11 protein-coding genes, 1 tRNA gene, 2 rRNA genes and 1 pseudogene (1 of these 15 only partly in view) are annotated in these 24,143 nt (G+C 70.0%); 2 read left to right on the plus strand and 13 right to left on the minus strand.

Features of this window, described 5'->3' with window-relative positions; all coding sequences use genetic code 11:
- The first annotated feature begins 30 nt into the window (after positions 1–30).
- The gene (locus OG896_RS09235) at positions 31–876 is read left to right on the plus strand and encodes a DNA-formamidopyrimidine glycosylase family protein (protein ID WP_329364064.1); all 846 of its coding nucleotides are present in this window, start codon (positions 31–33) and stop codon (positions 874–876) included.
- 458 nt (positions 877–1,334) lie between these two features.
- Here OG896_RS09235 and OG896_RS09240 read toward each other — a convergent pair whose 3' ends face one another.
- From OG896_RS09240 to OG896_RS09285, 9 genes and pseudogenes are all read right to left on the minus strand, one after another.
- Complete coding sequence (locus tag OG896_RS09240) at positions 1,335–1,805, minus strand: Dps family protein (RefSeq protein ID WP_329364066.1); 471 nt, start codon at positions 1,803–1,805, stop codon at positions 1,335–1,337.
- Positions 1,806–2,076: 271 nt separating this feature from the next.
- Positions 2,077–2,478: a helix-turn-helix domain-containing protein gene (locus OG896_RS09245; protein ID WP_328470176.1), complete on the minus strand. Its 402-nt coding sequence runs from the start codon at positions 2,476–2,478 to the stop codon at positions 2,077–2,079.
- Between the two features lie 131 nt (positions 2,479–2,609).
- Complete coding sequence (locus tag OG896_RS09250; protein ID WP_443056977.1) at positions 2,610–3,239, minus strand: CinA family protein; 630 nt, start codon at positions 3,237–3,239, stop codon at positions 2,610–2,612.
- A 320-nt stretch (positions 3,240–3,559) separates the two neighbouring features.
- Positions 3,560–4,405 (minus strand): annotated as a pseudogene (gene pgsA, locus OG896_RS09255) (CDP-diacylglycerol--glycerol-3-phosphate 3-phosphatidyltransferase); the annotation flags it as partial.
- Positions 4,402–6,108 carry a 30S ribosomal protein S12 methylthiotransferase RimO gene (gene rimO, locus OG896_RS09265; protein WP_329364069.1) on the minus strand — a complete coding sequence of 569 codons (1,707 nt, stop codon included), beginning with the start codon at positions 6,106–6,108 and terminating at the stop codon, positions 4,402–4,404. The gene rimO and the pseudogene pgsA, both read right to left, overlap by 4 nt.
- A gap of 89 nt (positions 6,109–6,197) precedes the next feature.
- Entirely contained in the window at positions 6,198–7,016 is an 819-nt protein-coding gene (locus tag OG896_RS09270) for a helix-turn-helix domain-containing protein (RefSeq protein WP_329364071.1), read from the minus strand.
- Between the two features lie 396 nt (positions 7,017–7,412).
- Positions 7,413–10,220 (minus strand): DNA translocase FtsK, encoded by a 2,808-nt coding sequence (locus OG896_RS09275; protein ID WP_329364073.1) that lies wholly within the window; start codon positions 10,218–10,220, stop codon positions 7,413–7,415.
- Between the two features lie 179 nt (positions 10,221–10,399).
- A complete protein-coding gene (locus tag OG896_RS09280; RefSeq protein ID WP_329364075.1) occupies positions 10,400–11,113 on the minus strand; it encodes a response regulator in 714 nt (237 codons plus the stop codon).
- A gap of 288 nt (positions 11,114–11,401) precedes the next feature.
- Entirely contained in the window at positions 11,402–16,954 is a 5,553-nt protein-coding gene (locus OG896_RS09285; RefSeq protein ID WP_329364078.1) for a hybrid sensor histidine kinase/response regulator, read from the minus strand.
- Positions 16,955–17,283: 329 nt separating this feature from the next.
- On the opposite strand from OG896_RS09285, the gene OG896_RS09290 reads away from it, so the two are divergent.
- Positions 17,284–19,911 carry a SpoIIE family protein phosphatase gene (locus OG896_RS09290; RefSeq protein ID WP_329373835.1) on the plus strand — a complete coding sequence of 876 codons (2,628 nt, stop codon included), beginning with the start codon at positions 17,284–17,286 and terminating at the stop codon, positions 19,909–19,911.
- Between the two features lie 62 nt (positions 19,912–19,973).
- Here OG896_RS09290 and OG896_RS09295 read toward each other — a convergent pair.
- The 4 genes from OG896_RS09295 to OG896_RS09310 all read right to left on the minus strand — a co-directional run.
- Positions 19,974–20,046 (minus strand) — tRNA-Thr (locus OG896_RS09295).
- Positions 20,047–20,097: 51 nt separating this feature from the next.
- A complete protein-coding gene (locus OG896_RS09300; RefSeq protein WP_329364079.1) occupies positions 20,098–20,886 on the minus strand; it encodes a DegT/DnrJ/EryC1/StrS family aminotransferase in 789 nt (262 codons plus the stop codon).
- Positions 20,887–20,958: 72 nt separating this feature from the next.
- Positions 20,959–21,075: ribosomal RNA gene (rrf, locus tag OG896_RS09305) — 5S ribosomal RNA — on the minus strand.
- A gap of 104 nt (positions 21,076–21,179) precedes the next feature.
- Positions 21,180–24,143, minus strand: a 23S ribosomal RNA gene (locus tag OG896_RS09310) (it continues 161 nt past the right edge of the window).

Raw genomic sequence — 24,143 nt, forward strand, 5'->3', positions numbered from 1 at the left:
TGGGGACGGCGCAGGCGCCATCATGGAGGGGTGCCCGAAGGAGACACGGTCTGGCTGACCGCCCATCGACTGCACGCGGCGCTGGCCGGGCAGCCGCTGGTGCGGGCGGATCTGCGCGTGCCGAAGCTGGCGACCGTGGACCTGGTGGGACGGCAGGTGCTGGCGGTGGTGCCGCGCGGCAAGCATCTGATGGCGCGGCTCGAAGGCGACATGACGCTGCACAGCCATCTGCGGATGGACGGGGCGTGGCACCTGTACGGGGCCGGGGAACGCTGGCGGGGCGGCCCGATGCACCAGGTGCGGGCGGTACTGGCGGCGGGTGAGCGGGTCGCGGTCGGCTACCGGCTGCCGGTGCTGGAGTTGCTGCGCACCGAGGAGGAGGGCGAGGCGGTCGGCCACCTCGGGCCCGACCTGCTCGGGCCGGACTGGGACGCGGAGCAAGCGCTCGCCCGGCTGGCCGCGGACCCGGACCGACCGGTCGGGGAAGCGTTGCTGGACCAGCGGAATCTGGCCGGGATCGGGAACGTCTACGTCGCCGAGCTGTGCTTTCTGCGCGGGGTGACGCCGTGGACACCGTTCGGGGCGGTGCCGGCGCCGGAGCGGCTGGTGGCGCTGGCCAGACGACTGCTGGAGGCGAACAAGGCGCGCCCCGGCCATGTGACGACCGGGGACACCCGTCGCGGGCGCACCCACTGGGTGTACGGCCGGGAGCACCAGCCGTGCCTGCGGTGTGGCACTGCGGTCAGGTCGGCCCGGCACGGCGATGACACCCGGCAGCAGGATCGGGTGGCCTACTGGTGCCCGCGGTGCCAGCGAGGTCCGGCGCCAGCTCCAGACCCAGGTCCAGGCCCCGCGTCGTCCTCGGCCAGAAGCTGATCCCCGGGAAGGCCGGACCCCGCCGGCACGGGAGCGGTCGCCTTCGTCCGGCGGCGCCGCGCCGCCTCCCGCCGCCGTGCGGGCACCGCGTGCATGGGGATCAGGCCGAGGCTCCACCCGCCGGCGACGATCGCGGCGTGCACGCCGCCGGCCGGACCGCCCGAGGTGTCGGGCCGCAGACCGAACCGCAGGACCGCCAGCCACCACAGCACGCCGCCGACCAGGGCCAGCACCACGCGCACGCCACCCGCACTCTGGCCCCGGACCAGGGCCCGGACCCGGGTCGTCCCGGCGGCCCCGGGCGAAATGGGCGCCGCCACCCGCACCGCCGGTATCGCCGCCGGTATCGCCGCCGGAGCGGGCCTGGGACGCGTGCGCGAGCAGGTCCGGGTCCGGGACCGGGACCGTGTTGTCCGGGTCCGTATCGTCGGAGTCCTTCGAGGGCCGCGCATGGCGCCTCAGACGTTCTCCGCCTGGAACATCCAGTGGAACTTCTCCAGGTCGGCGGTGATGCCGATGAGGATGTCCTGGGTCACCGGGTCGGGCTTGTCGGTGGTCTGGATGCGTTCACGCATCCGGGTGATGCAGGCGTCGAGGGCGGCGACCATGATCTCCACGACCTCGCTGTCCTTGACCCACCCGTCGGTGACGGTGTCGATGCCGCTGGTCTTGGCGACGGTGCCGGCGCGGCCGTCGGGGGTCACGCTGATCGCGGAGGCACGCTCGGCGACAGTGTCGGAGGCGACGCGAGCACTGTCCACGACCTCGTCCAGCTGGAGGTGGATGGACCGGAACCGGGGGCCGATGACGTTCCAGTGCACCTGCTTGGCCAGCAGTGACAGGTCGATCAGATCCACCAGGGCACCCTGGAGGGCTTCACCGACGGTCTTGCGGGCCTGCTCGGCCAGGGGGCTCTTCACGACAGACATGCGCTTGTCTCCTCGCGGATCGACGCGTTCGGGTCTGATTCATCCCGTACTGACCTTCTGCGCCTACCCTGCCCTCGCGCACCACACATGGCAAAAGACAGCGGCCGCGGTACCCGCCCGCGCGCACACCCCCGATCGGCAGCTCGGCACGCGCCGCGTGCGCCCCGCAGGAAACACGACGGCCCCGCCACGGGACGGGTTTCGTCCCGGACGGGGCCGGCGGGTGCGCTCAACCGCTGACGCACGCGTCCAGCGGCGGTACCGAGCAGGTTCAGGCGGCGACGACGTCCACGGCTTCCGCGGACTTCTTGGGCGCCTTGATGGTGATCCGTTCGTCCGGCGCGGACGGTACGGCCGTGACGGAGGTGACGGACGTGACCGCGCCCAGCAGGGGCCTCATCGGCGCGGCCGGAGTCTCGGCCGCCGACGACTGAGCCAGCTCCGCGAGCGACAGGTCGTCGCTGACCTCGCGCATCACCTCGGACATCGGCACGTCCAAGGCGTCGCAGATCGCCGAGAGCAGTTCGGAGGACGCCTCTTTCTGCCCCCGCTCGACCTCCGAGAGATAGCCCAGGGAGACCCGGGCCGACGAAGAGACCTCACGCAGAGTGCGGCCCTGGCGCTGGCGCTGCCGACGCAGCACGTCACCAAGCAGGCGACGGAGCAGGATCATCGGTGGCTCCCTCCTCGGACCGCGAAACCGCATCCTTCTCGCCCCACCGTACCGCCTCGGGCACCGCCCGTGCGGGGAGCGAAGACGTGTTCACTCAGGGCTGCAAACATCACTTCCCCCCGTCTTCTTCCCTATCCTTGGCCGCCGGTAGTCGTACCGGGACCGTTACGTGTGGCCGTTCGGCCCTTGCCGTTCCGCTGTCCTTCGGCCTGGGCCGTGGTGGACTCCGGACCCGCAACCGTACTCCTCCGCAGTTCGGCGGTGAGCAGTTCCAGGACAGCCGCCACCGACGCCCGGCGGATCGTGCCGCGGTCCCCGGAGAGCCGCAGCGGGACGACCACGGCGCCCGACGGGCCGGCGACGGCGACGAAGACCGTGCCGACCGGCTGACCGTCCTGGGGGGTGGGGCCGGCGACGCCGGTGGTCGCGACGCCCCAGTCCGCGCCGAGCCGGTGGCGTACGCCCTCGGCCATCCCGCGCGCCACATCGGGGTCCACCGCACCCCGCTCGGCGAGCAGAGCGGCGTCGACACCAAGGATCTCGTGCTTCAGCTCGGTCGCGTACGCCGTGACCGAACCACGGAAGGCCCGCGAGGCGCCGGGAACGGCAGCCAGTTCAGCGGCCACCAGGCCGCCTGTGAGCGACTCCGCGACCGCGAGCGTCGCCGCGCGACCCACGAGCAGCCGCAGGGCCTCACGCGCGGACTCAGCCGGTTCCGCGGACCCGGCGGGCTCGGACTGCCCCGAAGCCTGCGACCCCACCGGCCCCTCCGCGCTCATACGCCCTGCCGACGCTCGCGCTCGGCGGCAGGCGCGGGGGCGGACGCGGGTGCGGGGTCGGCCTCGGCCCCAGGCGCGGTCTCGGTCCCCGACACGGGCTCATCCGCCGGCTCGGCCCGGTGCGCTCCCCCGGCCCTCGTCCCCGTTCCCGGCCCGCTCGTCGCCGCGAGCGTCGCCCCGGACGCGCTCCCGGGCGCCGTCACCGACACCCGCGCACCGCCCCGAGCGCCCTGAGCGCCCTGAGCGGTCGCCGTGGGAGCGCTCGCCGCCGGAGTGGTCGCCGTCTCGTCGTGAGCATCATCGGCGGCCTGCGCCGCCAGGCCCGCCCGGCGCAGGACGACCGCCTGCCGTACGTAGTCCACGCCGCTCGCCACGGTCAGCACGACCGCGACCGCCATGATCCAGGCGCGGATACTGGCCAGCGGACCGGTCAGCACCAGGATGTACATGCCGACCGCGACGCCCTGCGTGAGCGTCTTGAGTTTGCCGCCGCGGCTCGCGGGGATGACGCCGTGCCGGATCACCCAGAAGCGCATGAGGGTGATGCCGAGTTCACGGAAAAGGATGACCCCGGTGACCCACCACGGCAGGTCACCCAGAGCGGACAGCCCGACCAGCGCCGCGCCCATGATCGCCTTGTCCGCGATCGGGTCGGCGATCTTGCCGAAGTCCGTGACGAGGCCGTAGCGCCGGGCCAGTTCGCCGTCGAAGAGGTCGGTGATCATCGCGATCGCGAAGGCGGCCCAGGCGAAGGAGCGCCAGGCCGGGTCGTTCCCGTCGTCGTGCACGAGCAGCAGCACGAACCCCGGGACCAGCACGAGCCGGGTCATCGTCAGCAGGTTCGCGACGTTCCAGAGCCCGGCCTGGCCGCTGCCCCGGCCGGCCTGCGCACCGGCTTCGTGCGCACCACCAGCACCACCAGCACCACCAGCATTCTCGACACCAGCACCAGCGGCACCTGCGTCCGCAGCACCGACACCGGCACCGGCACCCGCACCCGCGACGCCAACACCCTCAGCACCAGCACCCCGTGAACCGCCGGAGGCCCCGCCCCGCCCGCTCCCGTCCCCACCGGTGCCGGCCTCGGCCGGACGCGCCGCGGTGGCCGCCCGCACCGGCGGCGGTGTGGGCTCGGCGCCTCCGCTCATCTGCCCACTCCCTCGGAACACTCCGCGCCCTGGCCGCCGGCCGCACCGGCCAGCTCGGGCAGCACTTCGGCGATCAGGTCCACGCCCTCGGTGCCCGTCACCTTCGCGGTCACGAACGTCCCGGGCGCCGGCCGCCACTCCCCGCCGGATGCCCCAACGGCCGCCGCGCCCGCCGCGTTCCCACCGGGCGGCAGCAGGACGACCTGGCCGTCGGTCTCCGGCGCCTGGTGGTCGGCGCGGCCGGTGACCTCGCCGGTCTCCTCGTCGAACGCCTCGACCAGCACCCGCAGGGTGGCGCCGAGCCGCTCCTCCGCGCGCTGCGCGGTCAGTTCCTCGGCCAGCCGGGAGACCCGCGCGAGCCGGGCGGCGACCACGTCCTCGTCGAGCTTGTGCTCGAAGGACGCGGCCTCGGTGCCCTCCTCGTCGGAGTAGCCGAACACGCCGATGACGTCGAGCCGCGCCTCGCTCAGGAACCGCTCCAGTTCGGCGAGGTCCTCCTCGCTCTCACCGGGGAAGCCGACGATGAAGTTGGACCGGACGCCGGCCTCCGGCGCCTTCGACCGGATCGTGTGCAGCAGTTCGAGGAACCGCTCGGTGTCGCCGAAGCGGCGCATGGCGCGCAGCACCCCCGGCGCGGAGTGCTGGAAGGACAGGTCGAAGTACGGCACGACACCCGGGGTGCCGGTCATGACGTCGATGAGGCCGGGCCGCATCTCGGCGGGCTGGAGGTAGCTGATCCGGACCCGCTCGACACCGTCGACGGCGGCCAGTTCCGGCAGCAGCGTCTCCAGCAGGCGGATGTCGCCGAGGTCCTTGCCGTAGGAGGTGTTGTTCTCGCTGACGAGCATGACCTCCTTGACGCCCTGCCCGGCCAGCCAGCGGGTCTCGCCCAGCACGTCGGAGGGGCGCCGGGAGATGAACGAGCCGCGGAAGGACGGGATCGCGCAGAAGGTGCAGCGGCGGTCGCAGCCGGAGGCGAGCTTCACGGACGCGACCGGGCCGGAGTCGAGCCGCCGGCGCAGCGGAGCGCGCGGCCCCGAAGCGGGAGCGACACCCTCCGGCAGATCGGGCACCTGCCAGGGCACGTCCGGGTCAGCGGTCGGGTGCGCCGCCGCGCGGGCCGCACCGGACGCGCCCCCGTCCACACCGCTGTCGCTTCCGGTGCCTCTGCCCTCGTCCGCCTCCCCGGCGCCCGCCGCGCCCTGCCCGTGTCCCGGCAGCGCCACCGCCCCGCTCCGCGCGCCCGTACCGGTCCCGGAGACCGCGCGCTGCCGCTCCACCGGGCTGACCGGGAGCAGCTTGCGCCGGTCGCGCGGGGTGTGGGAGGCGTGGATGCCGCCGCCCAGGATGGTGCGCAGCCGGTCGGAGATGTCCGCGTAGTCGTCGAAACCGAGGACGCCGTCGGCTTCCGGGAGCGCCTCGGCCAGGTCCTTGCCGTACCGCTCGGCCATGCAGCCCACCGCGACGACCGCCTGGGTGCGGCCCTGCGCCTTGAGGTCGTTCGCCTCCAGCAGGGCGTCCACCGAGTCCTTCTTGGCGGCCTCGACGAAGCCGCAGGTGTTCACCACGGCCACGTCGGCGTCGGCGGCGTCCTCGACGAGCTGCCAGCCGTCCGCCGCAAGCCGGCCGGCGAGCTCCTCCGAGTCCACCTCATTGCGGGCGCAGCCGAGCGTGACAAGGGCGACGGTACGGGGTTCGGGCATAGGCACCAGCCTACCCGGTGGCCTTCTCGCGACTTCGCCGCGCGGTGCGCCGAACGCCCGTCCGCCCCCGTCGGTCCGGCGGCCCGCGGCTAACCCTGTGTCGGGTCGCCCGGCGTGTACGTCAGGCGGACGACCTGGCCCTTTCCGCCGGCCGGTCCGAGGTCCTTGCCGTTGACGAAGAGCTGGACCGCGCCCGCGTTGCCGACGATGAGCTTGATCTTCTTGTCGTCGGTCCAGGTCTTGGACTGGCCCTCCTTGAGGGACGCCTGGAAGAGCTGCTTGCCGTTGCCGTCGGTGGCCTGAATCCAGCTGGCGCCGCTCTCGGCGGTGACCTTGACCGTGACCTTCCCGGGCGGGGCCGCGGCGATGGCGCTGCCGGTGTCGGTCGGCTGCCCGGTCGGGGCGCCGTTGCCCTGCGGCGACGACGGGCTCGGGGACGTCGTGGTCGAGGCCGACGCGCTCGGGCTGGACTGGGCGCTGGTCTTGCCGCTGTCGCCGCCGCTCCCGCTGACGACGGTGTACCCGACGAAGCCGATGACGGCCACGATCGCGGCGATCATGGCGGCGGTCCAGTTCGGCCGACGCGGCTCGGACTTGATCCGCTCGGCCTCGTACAGCGGCGCGACCGGCGGGGGCGCGGAGTCGGTGTCGTGGTCGGCGGCGTACTGCTCGATCAGCGGCTCGGGGTCGACGCCGACGGCGCGGGCGATGGCGCGGATGTGGCCGCGGGCGTAGACGTCACCGCCGCAGCGGGAGAAGTCGTCCTGCTCGATCGACTGGAGGATCGGGACGCGTACCCGGGTGGTGGTGCTGACCTCGTCAACGGTCAGCCCCGCCTCGGTGCGGGCCTGAGCGAGGGCGCGGCCGACCGAAGGACGGTCGGCGGAGGGCGTGTTGCCGATGGACACGAGGGCGCCTTTCGAGCGTGCAGCCACCTGCTGGAAGTTCAGTCTAGGGGCGGTATGAAACACCGGGGCGGGCGGACTACGGATTTTCGTCGGCCCCACGGGCACGCGAGGGTGTCAACGGGGTGACAGTCGTCCTGCCTGTACAACTTGACGCTTGGACCGGAGAAACGGTTGCCCTTCAACGTGCCCCGAGTTGGCCGACGTCACACGTGGCACGACTCCACTTGTGTGACGAATGGTACGTACGTCCGGGTGTACCCGTCGGTACCGCTCCAACGCCCGGGCCGGTGGCCTTGCGCCGCATCCCGGCCCGTCATCCCGGCCCGTCATCCGGCCCGTCATCCCGGGGGCCGCCGGCCCCCGGGCCCGTCGCTCCGAGCGCTCACCCTCAGCGCGTCACCCCGGGCCGTCGCCGCCGCGGATCACCGCCAGCACCCCGTCCAGCTCATCCGCCTTGACCAGCACGTCGCGCGCCTTGGAACCCTCACTCGGGCCGACGATCCCGCGGGACTCCATCAGGTCCATCAGCCGCCCGGCCTTCGCGAAGCCCACCCGCAGCTTGCGCTGGAGCATCGAGGTGGAGCCGAACTGGGTGGAGACCACCAGTTCGGCCGCCTGGCACAGCAGGTCCAGGTCGTCGCCGATCTCCTCGTCGATCTCCTTCTTCGGTCCGCTGCCGACGGTGACGTCGGACCGGTAGGTCGGTGTGAGCTGCGCCTTGCAGTGCTCCACCACCTTGGCGATCTCGTCCTCGGTGACGTAGGCGCCCTGCATCCGGATCGGTTTGTTCGCGCCCATCGGCAGGAACAGCCCGTCGCCCTTGCCGATCAGCTTCTCGGCGCCCGGCTGGTCGAGGATGACCCGGCTGTCGGCGAGGGAGGAGGTGGCGAAGGCGAGCCGGGACGGCACGTTGGCCTTGATCAGGCCGGTGACCACGTCGACGCTCGGCCGCTGGGTGGCCAGCACCAGGTGGATGCCGGCGGCGCGGGCCAGCTGGGTGATGCGGACGATCGAGTCCTCCACGTCGCGCGGCGCGACCATCATCAGGTCGGCCAGCTCGTCGACGATCACCAGCAGATACGGATACGCGGTCAGCTCGCGCTCGCTGCCCTCGGGGGTCTTCGCCTTGCCCGAGCGCACCGCCGCGTTGAAGTCGTCGATGTGCCGGAAGCCGTACGCGGCGAGGTCGTCGTAGCGCAGGTCCATCTCGCGGACCACCCACTGGAGGGCCTCGGCGGCCCGCTTCGGGTTGGTGATGATCGGCGTGATCAGGTGCGGGATGCCCTCGTAGGCGGTCAGCTCGACGCGCTTGGGGTCGACCAGCACCATCCGGACCTCGTCCGGGGTGGCGCGGCACATCACCGAGGTGATGAGGCAGTTGATGCAGGAGGACTTGCCGGAACCGGTGGCGCCGGCGACCAGGACGTGCGGCATCTTCGTGAGGTTGGCCACCACGTAGCCGCCCTCGACGTCCTTGCCGAGCGCGACGGTCATCGGGTGGTCCTCGCCCGCGGCCTCGGCCGAGCGCAGCAGGTCGCCGACGTTGACCATCTCGCGGTCGCTGTTGGGGATCTCGATGCCGACCGCGGACTTGCCGGGGATCGGGCTGATGATCCGCACGTCGGGACTGGCCACGGAGTACGCGATGTTCTTGGCCAGCGCGGTGATCCGCTCCACCTTCACCGCGGCGCCCAGTTCCACTTCGTACCGGGTGACCGTCGGGCCGCGGGTGAAGCCGGTGACGACGGCGTCGACCTTGAACTCCTTGAACACCTGGCTCAGCGAGGCGACGACCGCGTCGTTGGCGGCGCTCCGGGTACGGCCGGGGCCGCCGCGCTCCAGCAGGTCGAGCGAGGGCAGGGCGTAGGTGATGTCGCCGGAGAGCTGGAGCTGCTCGGCCCGCGGCGGCAGCGGCGGCCCGGCCTCGGAGGTGGCGGCGGGCTTGGTCAGGTCGGGTACGGAGTCGCTGCCCTTGCCGGCGCCGGCCGCGCCCTGGGCGCCGGTGTCGTCGGCGCGGGCGGCGGGCACCGGCTTCTTGAGCCGGCTGGTGAGGTCGGCGACGAGCGGGGAGGGCTGCACGCCGTGCAGCACCGCGCCGTCGAGGGCCGCGGCGGCCGCGGCGGCCACGTCCACCGGGTCCAGGTCGAGGTCGTCGGCCCCCTGGGCGGACGCCGGCTCCGGGCGGCGCCGGGACTTGCGGCGCGGCTTGTCCTGCTCCTCCGCGTCGAGCCCGCCCATGCCCGAGCCCGCACTGTCGCCGTCACGCTCTATGTCGTACGGGTCGGCGTCGGCGCCCTTGCCGGCACGGGACTTGGTGAAGCGGGCGGGCACCCGGCGGACCGGTGAGTCGTCCTCGGCCGCTCCGGAGCGCGACCCGGACACGGCGTCCGCGTCGTCGTCGAAGAAGTCCTCCAGCGGGACGGCCTCGGGGTCGGGCGGGGGTGCGTACAGGCCGACCCGGACGCCGGCCGCCCGCAGCCGCTGCGGGATGGCGTTGACCGGGGTCGCGGTGACCACGAGCAGCCCGAAGACGGTGATCAGCAGGAGCAGCGCCGCGGCGAGCACGGAGCCGACGGTGTAGTGCAGGGGCGCGGCGGCGGCCCAGCCGATCAGGCCGCCGGCGTCGCGCAGCGCCTGCGCGCCGTCGGCGCGGCTCGGGGCGCCGCAGCCGATGTCGATCAGGCCGAGCACGCCGAGCACCAGCGCGGACAGGCCGATCACGATCCGGCCGTTGGCCTCGGGCTGCTCGGGGTGGCGCATCAGCCGGACGGCGATCGCGCCGACCAGGAACGGCACCAGCAGGTCGAGCCGGCCGAAGGCGCCGGTGATCAGCAGGGCGACCAGGTCCCCGACCGGGCCGTGCAGATTGGACCAGGTGCCGGCGGCGACCACCAGGGTCACGCCGAGCAGCAGCAGCGCCACGCCGTCCTTGCGGTGCGCGGGGTCGAGGCCGCGCGCGCCGCGCCCTATCCCGCGGAAGATCGCGCCGACGCCGTGTGCGAAGCCGAGCCACACCGCGCGCACCACCCGGTAGAGGCCGCCGGTGGGGGACGGCGCGGCCGCGGGCGCGGGTTTGGCCGCCGCCGCCTTCTTGGCGGGCGGTCGGGCGGCAGCGCTCTTGGCCGCGGGCTTCTTCGCCGCGGTCTTCTTGGCCGGAGGCCGCGCCGGGGCTTTCTTGGCGGTGCCGGACGTACGGGGGGCCATGGGCCGAGGTTACCGCCCTTGTGATCGGGGGACACGCCTGCTCGGGGATACGCCCGTTCGTGTCGGACCGCGCTGGGCGCCGGGTTGACGCCGCGTCATGGGCCGGGAGGACGAACGGCGGGAGCGTGCCACCCGGCTCGCGCACGGCGCGCCGCGGAGTCCGGACCCGCCGTGCGCGCTCAGTCCGAGCCGCCCTGCTGCCTGCCGAACCCGTTGCCGCCGCCGGCGTCGCCGGGTTCCAGCGCGTCCAACGCCCGCCGCAACCCGGTGAGTTTGCGCTCCAGGTGTGCGGCCGTGGCCACCACGGCGGCGTCGGCGCTGCCGTCGAGCTGCTTGCCGAGCGCTTCGGCCTGCTCCTCCACGGCGGCCAGCCGCGCGGACAGTTCGGCGAGCAGGCCGACGGACTCCCTCGCACCTGCCGGGCCCGCCCCGCCGGCCACGGCGCCGGACGGCGCGCCCTGCTCCAACTGCAGCCTCAGCAGCGCCGCTTGCTCGCGCAACTGGCAGTTCTTCATGTACAGGTCCACGAACACCGAGACCTTGGCGCGCAGCACCCACGGGTCGAACGGCTTGGAGATGTAGTCGACCGCACCGGCCGCGTATCCGCGGAACGTGTGGTGCGGGCCGTGGTTGATCGCGGTGAGGAAGATGATCGGGATGTCCCGGGTCCGCTCCCGCCGCTTGATGTGTGCCGCGGTCTCGAACCCGTCCATGCCCGGCATCTGGACATCGAGCAGGATCACCGCGAAGTCGTCGGTCAGCAGCGCCTTGAGCGCTTCCTCCCCTGACGATGCACGGACCAGGGTCTGGTCCAGCGCCGAGAGGATCGCCTCCAGCGCCAGCAGATTCTCCGGCCGGTCATCGACCAGGAGGATCTTGGCCTTTTGCACCACGCCACGCCCTCCTCGCCCCGGCTTGGGGCCTCCCCGACTCGCAATGCCGACGGAAGCGCCGATCGCCGCCCCCGGGGGCAGCAATGTCCCGCCGCCCGTCCTTGTGCCGGTCATCGTAGCCGCACCCCGCCGTTCGCCACACCCTGTCACCGCCACGTCACTCACCACATACCGGAAACGCAGGCGGAGACCGTAAGGTTCCCAGATTCCGAACGGCCCACACCTCACCTGCCCCTCAAGTCGGCAAAATATTCAGCCATCTTCGGGCAGGTTCGGTGATCGGGCCGATCATCGGGCGTGCATCCAGTCCTCCATGAGCGTCAGCAGGTGGTCGGTGTCCACCGGCTTGGTCACGTAGTCCGACGCCCCGGAGTCGATCGCCTTCTCCCGGTCGCCCTTCATCGCCTTCGCGGTGAGCGCGATGATCGGCAGCCCGGCGAACTGCGGCATCTTGCGGATCGCCGTGGTCGTCGCGTACCCGTCCATCTCCGGCATCATGATGTCCATCAGCACCACGGCGATGTCGTCGTACTGCTCCAGGACGTCGATGCCCTCGCGCCCGTTCTCCGCGTAGAGCACGGTCAGGCCGTACTGCTCCAGCACGCTGGTGAGCGCGAAGACGTTGCGGATGTCGTCGTCCACGATGAGGACCTTCTCGCCGCTGAACCCGCCGGTGAAGGCCGGGTACGCCTCCCCGTGCGCCGTCTCCCGCGCCGCCGCGCCCGCGTCGGTCCCCGCGCCCTCGGCGTCGTGCACGGCGCCGCTCCGGCCGTTTGCGGCGCCGCCGTGGCCGTTCAGGGAACCGGCGCCGTTCGCGGACCCGCCGCCCTGCGCCGAACCGCCGTTCCCGGACCCGGACCCGGTGTCGCCGTCCGCAGGCCGCGCCGGGCCGGGCGCGGGCTGGGCGGAGCGGCGGCGCAGCCGGGCCAGGCTGCTGCCCGGGCTGCGGTTGCGGCCCTGGGCCTGCTGGTCGGCGTCCGCACCCCGGCCACTGCCGGCGCCTGCGCCTGCGCCTGCTCCGGCCGGCAACTGCGGCTGCACGGGCAGCGTGTCACCGAGGCTGAGCGGGAGGTACAGCGTGAAGGTGGAGCCGCGGCCGGGCTGGCTGTCGGCGTGGATCTCGCCGCCCAGCAGCCGGGCGATCTCCCGGCTGATCGACAGGCCAAGGCCGGTGCCGCCGTACTTGCGGCTGGTGGTGCCGTCGGCCTGCTTGAACGCCTCGAAGATCACCAGCATCTTGCTCGCCGCGATCCCGATGCCGGTGTCGGAGACCGAGAAGGCGATCAGCGGCTGGTCGGCGTCGCGCATCGTCCCCGCCTCCAGCAACTGCTCGCGGATCGCCTGCGGCACATCCGGTCCGGCCGGGCGGATCACCAGCTCCACCGACCCGGAGTCGGTGAACTTCACCGCGTTCGACAGCAGGTTGCGCAGCACCTGTAGCAGCCGCTGCTCGTCGGTGTGCAAGGTCACCGGCAGCTCAGGCGAGACCCGCACCGAGAAGTCCAGGCCCTTCTCCGCGGTCAGCGGCCGGAACGTCGCCTCCACGTAGTCCACCAGCTGCACCAGGGCGATACGGGTCGGCGAGACGTCCATCTTGCCGGCCTCGACCTTCGACAGGTCCAGGATGTCGTTGATCAGCTCCAGCAGGTCGGAACCGGCTCCGTGGATGGTCTCGGCGAACTCGACCTGCTTGGGCGACAGGTTGGAGTCGGCGTTGTCGGCCAGCAGCTTGGCGAGGATCAGCAGCGAGTTCAGCGGCGTCCGCAGCTCGTGCGACATGTTCGCCAGGAACTCCGACTTGTAGCGCATCGAGACCGCGAGCTGCTCGGCGCGCTCCTCCAGGACCTGCCGGGCCTCCTCGATCTCGGTGTTCTTCACCTCGATGTCGCGGTTCTGCCGCGCCAGCAGCTCGGCCTTCTCCTCCAGTTCCGCGTTGGACATCTGCAGGGCCCGCTGCCGGTTCTCCAACTCGTCCGAGCGCTCCTGGAGTTGCTCGGTCAGCTCCTGGGACTGCTTGAGCAGCCCCTCGGTCTTGGTGTTGACCGAGATGGTGTTCACGCTGATCGCGATGATGTCGGTGATCTGGTCGAGGAAGTCCTTCTGGATCTGCGTGAACGGCTGGAACGCGGCCAGCTCGATCACGCCCAGCACCCGCCCCTCGAAGAGCACCGGCAGCACGATCACATGCGCCGGCGGCGCCTCGCCGAGCCCCGACACGATCTTCAGATACCCCGGCGGCGCCTGCTCGATCAGGATCGAGCGCTTCTCCACCGCGGACTGCCCGATCAGGCCCTCACCGGGCAGGAACACCGAGGACATGGTGCGCCGGGAGAAGCCGTAACTGCCGATCAGCGCGAGTTCGTACTCCGCACCGGACTCCGCGGTGTCCTGCGCGAGGAAGAACGCGCCGTGCTGCGCGGACACCACCGGGGTCAGCTCGCTCATGATCAGCGCGGCCACGTCCCGCAGGTCGCGGCGGCCCTGCATCAGACCGGAGATCCGGGCCAGGTTGCCCTTGAGCCAGTCCTGCTCCTTGTTGGCGAGGGTGGTCTCGCGCAGCCGGACGATCATCGTGTTGATGTAGTCCTGCAGTTCCAGGATCTCCCCGGCCGCGTCCACGTCGATCCGCAGGTTCAGGTCGCCGCGGGTCACCGCGGTGGCGACCTGCGCGATGTTGCGCACCTGGCTGGTCAGGTTGTTGGCCATCAGGTTCACCGACTCGGTGAGGTCCTTCCAGATCCCCGAGACACCCGGCACCCGCGCCTGACCGCCCAGCCGACCCTCGGTACCCACCTCGCGCGCGACCCGCGTCACCTCGTCACCGAACGCGGACAGCTGCCCGACCATGGTGTTGATCGTGGTCTTCAGCTCCAGGATCTCCCCGCGCGCGTCCACGTCGATCTTCTTCGACAGGTCACCGCGCGCGACCGCGGTCGTCACCTGCGCGATCTGCCGCACCTGGCCGGTCAGGTTGGACGCCATCCCGTTGACGGACTCGGTCAGGTCCTTCCAGGTGCCCGCCACGCCCGGCACGCGCGCCTGGCCGCCGAGGATGCCCTCGGTACCCACCTCGCGCGCCACCCGGGTGACCTCGTCACCGAAGGCCGACAGCGTGTCCACCATCGTGTTGATGGTGTTCTTGAGCTCCAGGATCTCGCCCCGGGCGTCGACATCGATCTTCTTCGTCAGGTCGCCGTTGGCGACGGCGGTGGCCACCGAGGAGATCGACCGCACCTGCGACGTGAGGTTCGACGCCATGCCGTTCACCGAGTCGGTGAGGTCCTTCCAGATGCCCGACGCGTCACGCACCCGCGCCTGACCGCCCAACTGCCCCTCGGTACCCACCTCGCGCGCCACACGCGTGACCTCGTCACCGAACGCCGACAGCGTGTCCACCATCGTGTTCACGGTCGTCACCAGCGCGAGGATCTCGCCCTTCGCGTCCACGGTGATCTTCCGTGACAGGTCACCGGCCGCCACCGCAGACGTCACGTCGGCGATGTTGCGCACCTGGGACGTCAGGTTGTTCGCCATGAAGTTGACGGACTGCGTGAGGTCCTTCCACGTACCGCTGACGCCCTTGACCTCCGCCTGGCCGCCCAGGATGCCCTCCGTGCCCACCTCGCGGGCCACCCGGGTCACCTGCTCCGCGAACGACGACAGCTGGTCGACCATCGTGTTCAGCGTGCTCTTCAGTTCCAGGATCTCGCCCTTGGCGTCCACGTCGATCTTCTGCGACAGGTCACCGCGGGCCACCGCCGTCGCGACCTGCGCGATGTTGCGGACCTGGCCGGTCAGGTTGCCGGCCATGAAGTTCACCGAGTCCGTCAGGTCGCGCCACACGCCGGCCACGCCCGGCACCTGCGCCTGACCGCCCAGCCGCCCGTCCGTGCCCACCTCGCGCGCGACCCGGGTCACCTGCTCGGCGAACGACGACAGCTGGTCGACCATCGTGTTGATGGTGTTCTTCAGTTCCAGGATCTCGCCCCGGGCGTCCACGTCGATCTTCTGCGACAGGTCGCCACGGGCCACCGCCGTCGTCACCTGGGCGATCTGCCGTACCTGCGAGGTGAGGTTGCCGGCCATGAAGTTGACGGAGTCCGTCAGGTCCTTCCAGGTGCCCGACACCCCGTCCACCCGGGCCTGACCGCCCAGCCGGCCCTCGGTGCCCACGTCCCGCGCCATCCGCGTGACCTGCTGCGAGAACGAACTGAGCTGGTCCACCATGCGGTTCACGGTGTTCTTCAGCTCCAGCATCTCGCCGGAGACATCCACCGTGACCTTCTGCGACAGGTCACCGTTGGCGACGGCCGTGGTCACCTGCGCGATGTTCCGCACCTGCGCGGTCAGGTTCCGGAACGCGGTGTTGACGGAGTCCGTCAGGTCCTTCCACGTCCCCGCCGCGCCGGACACCTGCGCCTGCCCGCCCAGCTGTCCCTCGACCCCGACCTCGCGCGCGACCCGCGTCACCTCGTCACCGAACGCGGACAGCTGGTCCACCATGGTGTTCACGGTGTTCTTCAGCTCCAGCATCTCGCCGGAGACGTCCACGGTCACCTTCTGCGACAGGTCACCACCCGCCACCGCCGTCGTCACCTGCGCGATGTCCCGCACCTGCGCCGTCAGGTTCCGGAACGCGGTGTTGACGGAGTCCGTCAGGTCCTTCCACGTCCCCGCCACACCCGGCACCTGCGCCTGCCCGCCGAGCTGACCTTCCGCGCCGATCTCCCCCGCGACCCGCGTCACCTCGTCGGCGAACGTCCGCAGCGTCTCCGTCATCGCGTTGATCGTCTCGGCGAGCTGCGCGACCTCACCGCGCGCCCCGATGGTGATCTTCTGCGTCAGGTCGCCGTTCGCGACCGCCATCGTCACCTGCGCGATGTCCCGCACCTGCGCCGTCAGGTTCCCCGCCATGAGGTTGACGGAGTCCGTCAGGTCCTTCCACACCCCGGCCACGCCCGGCACCTGCGCCTGGCCGCCCAGCTCGCCCTCGGTACCGACCTCCCGGGCCACCCGGGTCACCTCGGACGAGAACGACGAGAGCTGGTCCACCATCGTGTTGACGGTGTTCTTCAGCTCCAGCATCTCCCCGGCGACATGCACCGTGACCTTGCGGGACAGGTCCCCCTTCGCCACCGCCGTCGTCACCAGCGCGATGTCCCGCACCTGCGCCGTCAGCCGGTACGCCATCGTGTTGACGGAATCCGTCAGGTCCTTCCAGGACCCGGACACGCCCCGCACCTTCGCCTGCCCGCCGAGCTTGCCCTCGGTACCGACCTCGCTCGCGACCCGCGTCACCTCGTCGGTGAACGCCGACAGCTGGTCCACCAGACCGTTGACCGTACGGCCGACCTTCAGGAACTCACCGCGCAGCGGATGCGCCGACCCGTCCGCGTTCTGCGCCCGCAGGTCCATCCGCTGCTCGAGATCGCCCTCGGCCACCGCCGACAGCACCCTGCCGACCTCGGAGACCGGCCGCACCAGGTCGTCCACCAGCGCGTTCGACGCCTCGATCGCGGCCGCCCAGGACCCCTCCGACGGGCCCGTCTCCAGCCGCTCCGTCAGCTTCCCGTCCCGGCCCACCACCCGCCGGACCCGGGCCAGCTCACCGGTCAGATGCTGATTACGGTCGGCGACCTCGTTGAACACGACCGCGATCTCCGCCAGCGGCCCGTCCCCGGACACCGGCAGCCGCTTGCGGAAATTGCCGTCCCGCATCGCGGACAACGCCCCGAGCAGCTTGGTGAGCGCGGCCATGTCGACCTCGACGGTCCCGTTCCCACGGGATCGCCCGTTCTTCGTACGCGTGACCGTGCCCCGCGCCGATGCGCCAGACTCCACCGTGTTCCTCCCGGAGGGTCGACCGACCCGCAGATGAGCAAGCTTGCAACCTTCAGAACATGCCCAGTGTTTCACTACGGCCCACCCCTCCCATAACAGTTCGGCAGCATCGGAGGAACTGCGACCACGATCGGGGTGGAAACACCGGTAACCGGCGCACACGCGGTCGGTGTGGGTAGGTAACGTGAACGGTGCTGCCACAGTCGGGGGGTCCCACCCTCCGACGGGCGCACACGCAGGGGAGCCGCCGGGTGACGTTCCAGCAGCACGGCGACGCACCGGCAGCAGCGGGCAGCGCGCCCGCGCGGACACGAACCATGAGGAGATCGGTGATCACGGCGCGGGCAGCGGCCACCTTCGAACCGGTGGGACGGTCGGTCGCGATCGCCCGCGCCTTCGTCCGCGACACCCTGCACGGCTGGGGCTTCGCCGACGTGGTGGACGACGCCGTCGTCCTGACCAGCGAACTGGTCACCAACGCGGTGGTACACGCGGGCACCGCCGCCGACGTGCAGTGCCTGCGCTACGACACCGCGGTCCGCGTCGAGGTCGCCGACCACTATCCCGAGCGCGAAGTCCCCATGCAGACCCGCGGCCGCCAGTTCCGCGAGACCGACAACGAGGGCGGCCGCGGCCTGCTGCTCTGCTCCGCCCTGGCCAGCCGCTGGGGCGTGGAGTACTCCGCCGCCGGCAAGTACGTCTGGTTCCAGCTCGAACTGCCCCAGCGCCCCACCGGTACCCGCTCCGCCGGACCCGTACTGCCCACCGCCGACCTCCCCGTCGCCGACGAACGCGTTCGTGTCGCCGTCATCCAGGTCGACCGGTCCGGCGCCATCACCCGCTGGAACGACGACGCCACCGACCTCTTCGGCCACACCGCCGCCGACATCGTCGGAAAGTCCCTCGCCGACCTCGCCGCCTGGCCGCAGACCCCCGGCACCGGCATCGGCCTCGCCGACGCCCTCCAGCTCTCCCGCTGGGAGGGCACCTACGGCCTGCGCGACGCGGGCGGCCGCGTCCTATCCGTCTACGGCTCCCACCTGCGGGTCCGCGACACCGCCGGCGAACCGTCGACCGTGTGCCTGCTGGTCCGCGCCGAGGAGCGCGCCGTCCTCCAGTCGCCCAACCGCGGCTCCCACGGCTCCGACGCCCACGCCTCCCAACGCGGCAAGGCCACCGACGCGTTCGAGGTCTTCATCGGCTCCCCCGCCCCCGACGACCTCGACGGCCTCCTCCAGCGCACCGTGGAACGCGCCCGCGACATGCTCGACGGCGACGCCGCCTACCTGCTGCTCGCCACCGACGACGAGACCGAACTCGAAGTACGCGCCTCCACCGGCCTGCCCTCCGCCCGCCAGCGCTTCGCCCGCGTCCCCGTCGAGGCCGGCACCGGCCGCTACGGCAGCGCCCGCATGCCCGCCGTCCACGAGGACCTCACCGCCGTGCCCGGCGCCGTACCGCTGCTGTCCGGCACCGGCATGCGCTCCGTCGTCACCGTCCCGCTCAAGGTCGAAGGCCGCCTCACCGGCTCCCTCGGCGTCGCCGCCGAAGCACCCGGCCGCTACAGCAACCAGGAGGCGCTCCGCCTCCAGTTCGCCGCCGACCGGATCGCCCTGGCCGTCGAGAGCGCGCGCCTCACCGAACTCGAACGGCTCCGCCGCGGCTCGCTCTCCTTCCTCGTCGAAGCCTCCGACCTGCTCGCCGGCACCCTGGAACGCGACCAGACCCTGGCCCTGATGGCCCAGATGACCGTCCCCACCCTCGCCAGCTGGTGCGCCGTCTACACCATCGCCGAGCAGTCGGAACCCGAACTCGCCTTCGTCCTGCACGAGGACGAGGACCGCATCGACGGCATCAAGGCCCTCCTCCAGCAGGTCAGGCCGCCCGAGCCCGACCCGACCCCCGGTGCCCGGATCTGGACCGCTCCCTCCGACGCCGCCCACTCCAGTGCCCTGCGCGCCTCCCTGCGCAGCCTCGGCGTCGGCGCCGCCCCCGGCACACGCCCCGCCACCACCCCGGGCATCGCCCTGGCCACCGCGGCCGCGGTCGGTGGAGAAACGGTCGTGCTGCCCCTGGTCGCCCGCAACCGCGTCATCGGCATGCTCACCCTCGGCAAGCCCAGCGACGAACGCTTCCGCCAGGAGATCCTCGAACTCGCCGAGGACCTCTCCCGCCGTGCCGCCCTCGCCCTGGACAACGCCCGCCTCTACAGCGAGCGCACCGCGATCAGCCAGGCCCTCCAGCGCAGCCTGCTGCCGCCCGAGCTGCCCCGCGTCCCGGGCGTCGAGGTCGAGGTCGTCTACCGCGCGGCCGGTGAGGGCAACGAAGTCGGCGGCGACTTCTACGACCTCTTCCCGATCCGCGAAGGCTGCTGGGGCTTCGCCATCGGCGACGTCTGCGGCACCGGCCCGGAAGCGGCCGCCGTCACGGGCCTGGCCCGGCACGCCCTGCGCCTGCTCGCCCGCGAGGGCTTCGGCGGCCCTGCCGTCCTCGAACGCCTCAACGCGGCCATCCTCGACGAAGGCGCCCGCAGCCGCTTCCTCACCCTCCTGTACGGCGAGTTGTGGCCCCGGGAGGACGGCAGCGCCGAACTGCGCATGGTCTGCGCCGGCCATCCCCTGCCGCTGCGCCTGCGCCCCGACGGCACCGTCGAACCCGCGGCCGAACCGCAGCCGCTGCTCGGCGTCATGGACGACCTGGACCTCTACGAGCAGTCCGTCACCCTCGACCCCGGCGACGTCCTGCTGTGCGTCACCGACGGTGTCACCGAGCGCCGCGAGGGCAGCCGCATGCTCGGCGACGACGGCCTCGCCGACGTGCTGGCCACGTGTACGGGCCTGACCGCCGGCGCGGTCGCCGCGCGCATCCAGCGCGCGGTGGAGCGCTTCGCGGCCGACGCGCCCTCCGACGACATGGCGATCCTGGCGATGCGGGTACCCGCGCTGCCGAAGCCGTGAAGCGCCCCCGTCCCGCCTCATGACAAAGGCCCCCGCCATGAGGCGGGGGCCTTCTTTCGCAGAGCCCCAATACGGAATCGAACCGTAGACCTTCTCCTTACCATGGAGACGCTCTACCGACTGAGCTATTGGGGCGCGTCGATGGGAAGATCGTAGCCCATCAGCGCGTGTGCACGAAAACCGCGGTCAGACGATCCCGCCGAGCCGGTTGCAGACCGTGGCAATATGCGTCAACTCGCGCTGCGTCAGGCCCGAGTGAACCGGCAGCGACAGGCTGTCCGCGGCGACCAGTTCGGTCTGCGGCAACTCCACCGGCGCCGCCGCACGGTGCGCCGGCATCCGGTGCACCGGCACCGGCACGCTCACCGTCGCCCGCACCCCGCGCACGGCCAGCGCCCGCAGGTACGCGTCCCGGTCCGGCCGGCCGTTCCCCGGCACCCGCACGGTGTACTGGTGGTAGACGTGGTGGGCACCGGGCGCGGTGTACGGCACCACGACGCCGGTGAGCGCCGAGTCGAGGAACCGCGCGTGCGCCCGGCGGCGGGCCACGGCGCCCACGTCCTCGCCGCTCGGCGCCTCTTCCACGACGGCCAGCCCGTGCCGGACCGCGAGGTCGTCCAGGAGGTCCATGGCGGCGGGGTGGCCGAACACGTTCACCGGGACGAGAGCGGCGGTGCGGGAGGTGACACACGCGGCCACCGAGGCCGGGTCCACGCAGTACGTCCGCGGGTCGATGTCGGCGAACACCGGTGTCGCGCCGGCCAGTCGAGCCCCGTCGGCGGGTGCGCCGGGACCGTACGACGGCACGATGACCTCGTCGCCGCGGCCGATGCCGAGCGCTTTCAGGGTGTCGCGAACCGCGGTCGCCGTCATCTCCGAAGCGATACCGGGCCGCCGTCCGGCAGTCGTCATCTGCTGCACGTCTCCACACCTCCGCCTGTCGGGGTGCCCAGGTTCCCGTTTCGACGTGAACATGAGGGTAACGAGCAGCAAAAAGACCCCAACCCCCGGGACAAGCCTCGGGGGTTGGGGTCTATTCAAATAATTGTTCGGCGGTGTCCTACTCTCCCACAGGGTCCCCCCTGCAGTACCATCGGCGCTGAAAGGCTTAGCTTCCGGGTTCGGAATGTAACCGGGCGTTTCCCTAACGCTATGACCACCGAAACACTATGAAACTGTCCCACACACCACACACCAACCCAGCCCTACAGCTAGAGGGGTGTGTGGTTGCTGGTTGTTTCAGAACTACACAGTGGACGCGAGCACACATGGACAAGCCCTCGGCCTATTAGTACCGGTCAGCTCCACCCCTCACGAGGCTTCCACATCCGGCCTATCAACCCAGTCGTCTACTGGGAGCCTTACCCCATCAAGTGGGTGGGAGCCCTCATCTCGAAGCAGGCTTCCCGCTTAGATGCTTTCAGCGGTTATCCCTCCCGAACGTAGCCAACCAGCCATGCCCTTGGCAGGACAACTGGCACACCAGAGGTTCGTCCGTCCCGGTCCTCTCGTACTAGGGACAGCCCTTCTCAAGACTCCAACGCGCGCAGCGGATAGGGACCGAACTGTCTCACGACGTTCTAAACCCAGCTCGCGTACCGCTTTAATGGGCGAACAGCCCAACCCTTGGGACCGACTCCAGCCCCAGGATGCGACGAGCCGACATCGAGGTGCCAAACCATCCCGTCGATATGGACTCTTGGGGAAGATCAGCCTGTTATCCCCGGGGTACCTTTTATCCGTTGAGCGACGGCGCTTCCACAAGCCACCGCCGGATCACTAGTCCCTACTTTCGTACCTGCTCGACCCGTCAGTCTCACAGTCAAGCTCCCTTGTGCACTTACACTCAACACCTGATTGCCAACCAGGCTGAGGGAACCTTTGGGCGCCTCCGTTACCCTTTAGGAGGCAACCGCCCCAGTTAAACTACCCACCAGACACTGTCCCTGATCCGGATCACGGACCGAGGTTAGACATCCAGCACGACCAGAGTGGTATTTCAACGACGACTCCACCACGGCTGGCGCCGCGATATCAAAGTCTCCCACCTATCCTACACAAGCCGAACCGAACACCAATATCAAGCTATAGTAAAGGTCCCGGGGTCTTTCCGTCCTGCTGCGCGAAACGAGCATCTTTACTCGTAGTGCAATTTCACCGGGCCTATGGTTGAGACAGTCGAGAAGTCGTTACGCCATTCGTGCAGGTCGGAACTTACCCGACAAGGAATTTCGCTACCTTAGGATGGTTATAGTTACCACCGCCGTTTACTGGCGCTTAAGTTCTCAGCTTCGCCACACCGAAGTGTGACTAACCGGTCCCCTTAACGTTCCAGCACCGGGCAGGCGTCAGTCCGTATACATCGCCTTACGGCTTCGCACGGACCTGTGTTTTTAGTAAACAGTCGCTTCTCGCTGGTCTCTGCGGCCACCCCCAGCTCAAGAGGTAAACTCCATCACCAGAAGTGGCCCCCCTTCTCCCGAAGTTACGGGGGCATTTTGCCGAGTTCCTTAACCATAGTTCACCCGAACGCCTCGGTATTCTCTACCTGACCACCTGAGTCGGTTTAGGGTACGGGCCGCCATGAAACTCGCTAGAGGCTTTTCTCGACAGCATAGGATCATCCACTTCACCACAATCGGCTCGGCATCAGGTCTCAGACTTAATGTGTGACGGATTTACCTACCACACGTCCTACACCCTTACCCCGGGACAACCACCGCCCGGGCTGGACTACCTTCCTGCGTCACCCCATCGCTTACCTACTACAAGTCCGGTTCAGCGGCTCCACCACTCCCCCTCACTCCGAAGAGATCAGAGGCGGCTTCACGGCCTTAGCATCGCTCGGTTCAGTACTGGGCGTTTCAAAGCGGGTACCGGAATATCAACCGGTTGTCCATCGACTACGCCTGTCGGCCTCGCCTTAGGTCCCGACTTACCCTGGGCAGATCAGCTTGACCCAGGAACCCTTAGTCAATCGGCGCAAGAGTTTCCCACTCTTGTATCGCTACTCATGCCTGCATTCTCACTCGTGAACCATCCACCACTCGCTTACGCGGCGGCTTCACCCGGCACACGACGCTCCCCTACCCATCCACACTCCCGTTGGGGATATTGCGTGAATGACACGACTTCGGCGGTACGCTTGAGCCCCGCTACATTGTCGGCGCGGAATCACTTGACCAGTGAGCTATTACGCACTCTTTCAAGGGTGGCTGCTTCTAAGCCAACCTCCTGGTTGTCTCTGCGACTCCACATCCTTTCCCACTTAGCGTACGCTTAGGGGCCTTAGTCGATGCTCTGGGCTGTTTCCCTCTCGACCATGGAGCTTATCCCCCACAGTCTCACTGCCGCGCTCTCACTTACCGGCATTCGGAGTTTGGCTAAGGTCAGTAACCCGGTAGGGCCCATCGCCTATCCAGTGCTCTACCTCCGGCAAGAAACACACGACGCTGCACCTAAATGCATTTCGGGGAGAACCAGCTATCACGGAGTTTGATTGGCCTTTCACCCCTAACCACAGGTCATCCCCCAGGTTTTCAACCCTGGTGGGTTCGGTCCTCCACACGGTCTTACCCGCGCTTCAACCTGCCCATGGCTAGATCACTCCGCTTCGGGTCTTGAGCGTGCTACTGAAACGCCCTATTCGGACTCGCTTTCGCTACGGCTCCCCCACACGGGTTAACCTCGCAACACACCGCAAACTCGCAGGCTCATTCTTCAAAAGGCACGCAGTCACGACACCGAGTGCAAGCACTCGATGCGACGCTCCCACGGCTTGTAGGCACACGGTTTCAGGTACTATTTCACTCCGCTCCCGCGGTACTTTTCACCATTCCCTCACGGTACTATCCGCTATCGGTCACCAGGGAATATTTAGGCTTAACGGGTGGTCCCGCCAGATTCACACAGGATTTCTCGGGCCCTGTGCTACTTGGGTGATCTCCAAGAGAGCCGTACAGATTTCAGCTACGGGGGTCTTACCCTCTACGCCGGACCTTTCGCATGTCCTTCGCCTACCCATACGGTTTCTGACTCTCCGACCGGCCGGCAGACCGATCAAGGAAACTCCCACAACCCCGCACACGCAACCCCTGCCGGGTATCACACGCATACGGTTTGGCCTCATCCGGTTTCGCTCGCCACTACTCCCGGAATCACGGTTGTTTTCTCTTCCTGCGGGTACTGAGATGTTTCACTTCCCCGCGTTCCCTCCACATGCCCTATGTGTT

This window comes from Streptomyces sp. NBC_00669 (assembly GCF_036226785.1).
Taxonomy (GTDB): Bacteria; Actinomycetota; Actinomycetes; order Streptomycetales; family Streptomycetaceae; genus Actinacidiphila.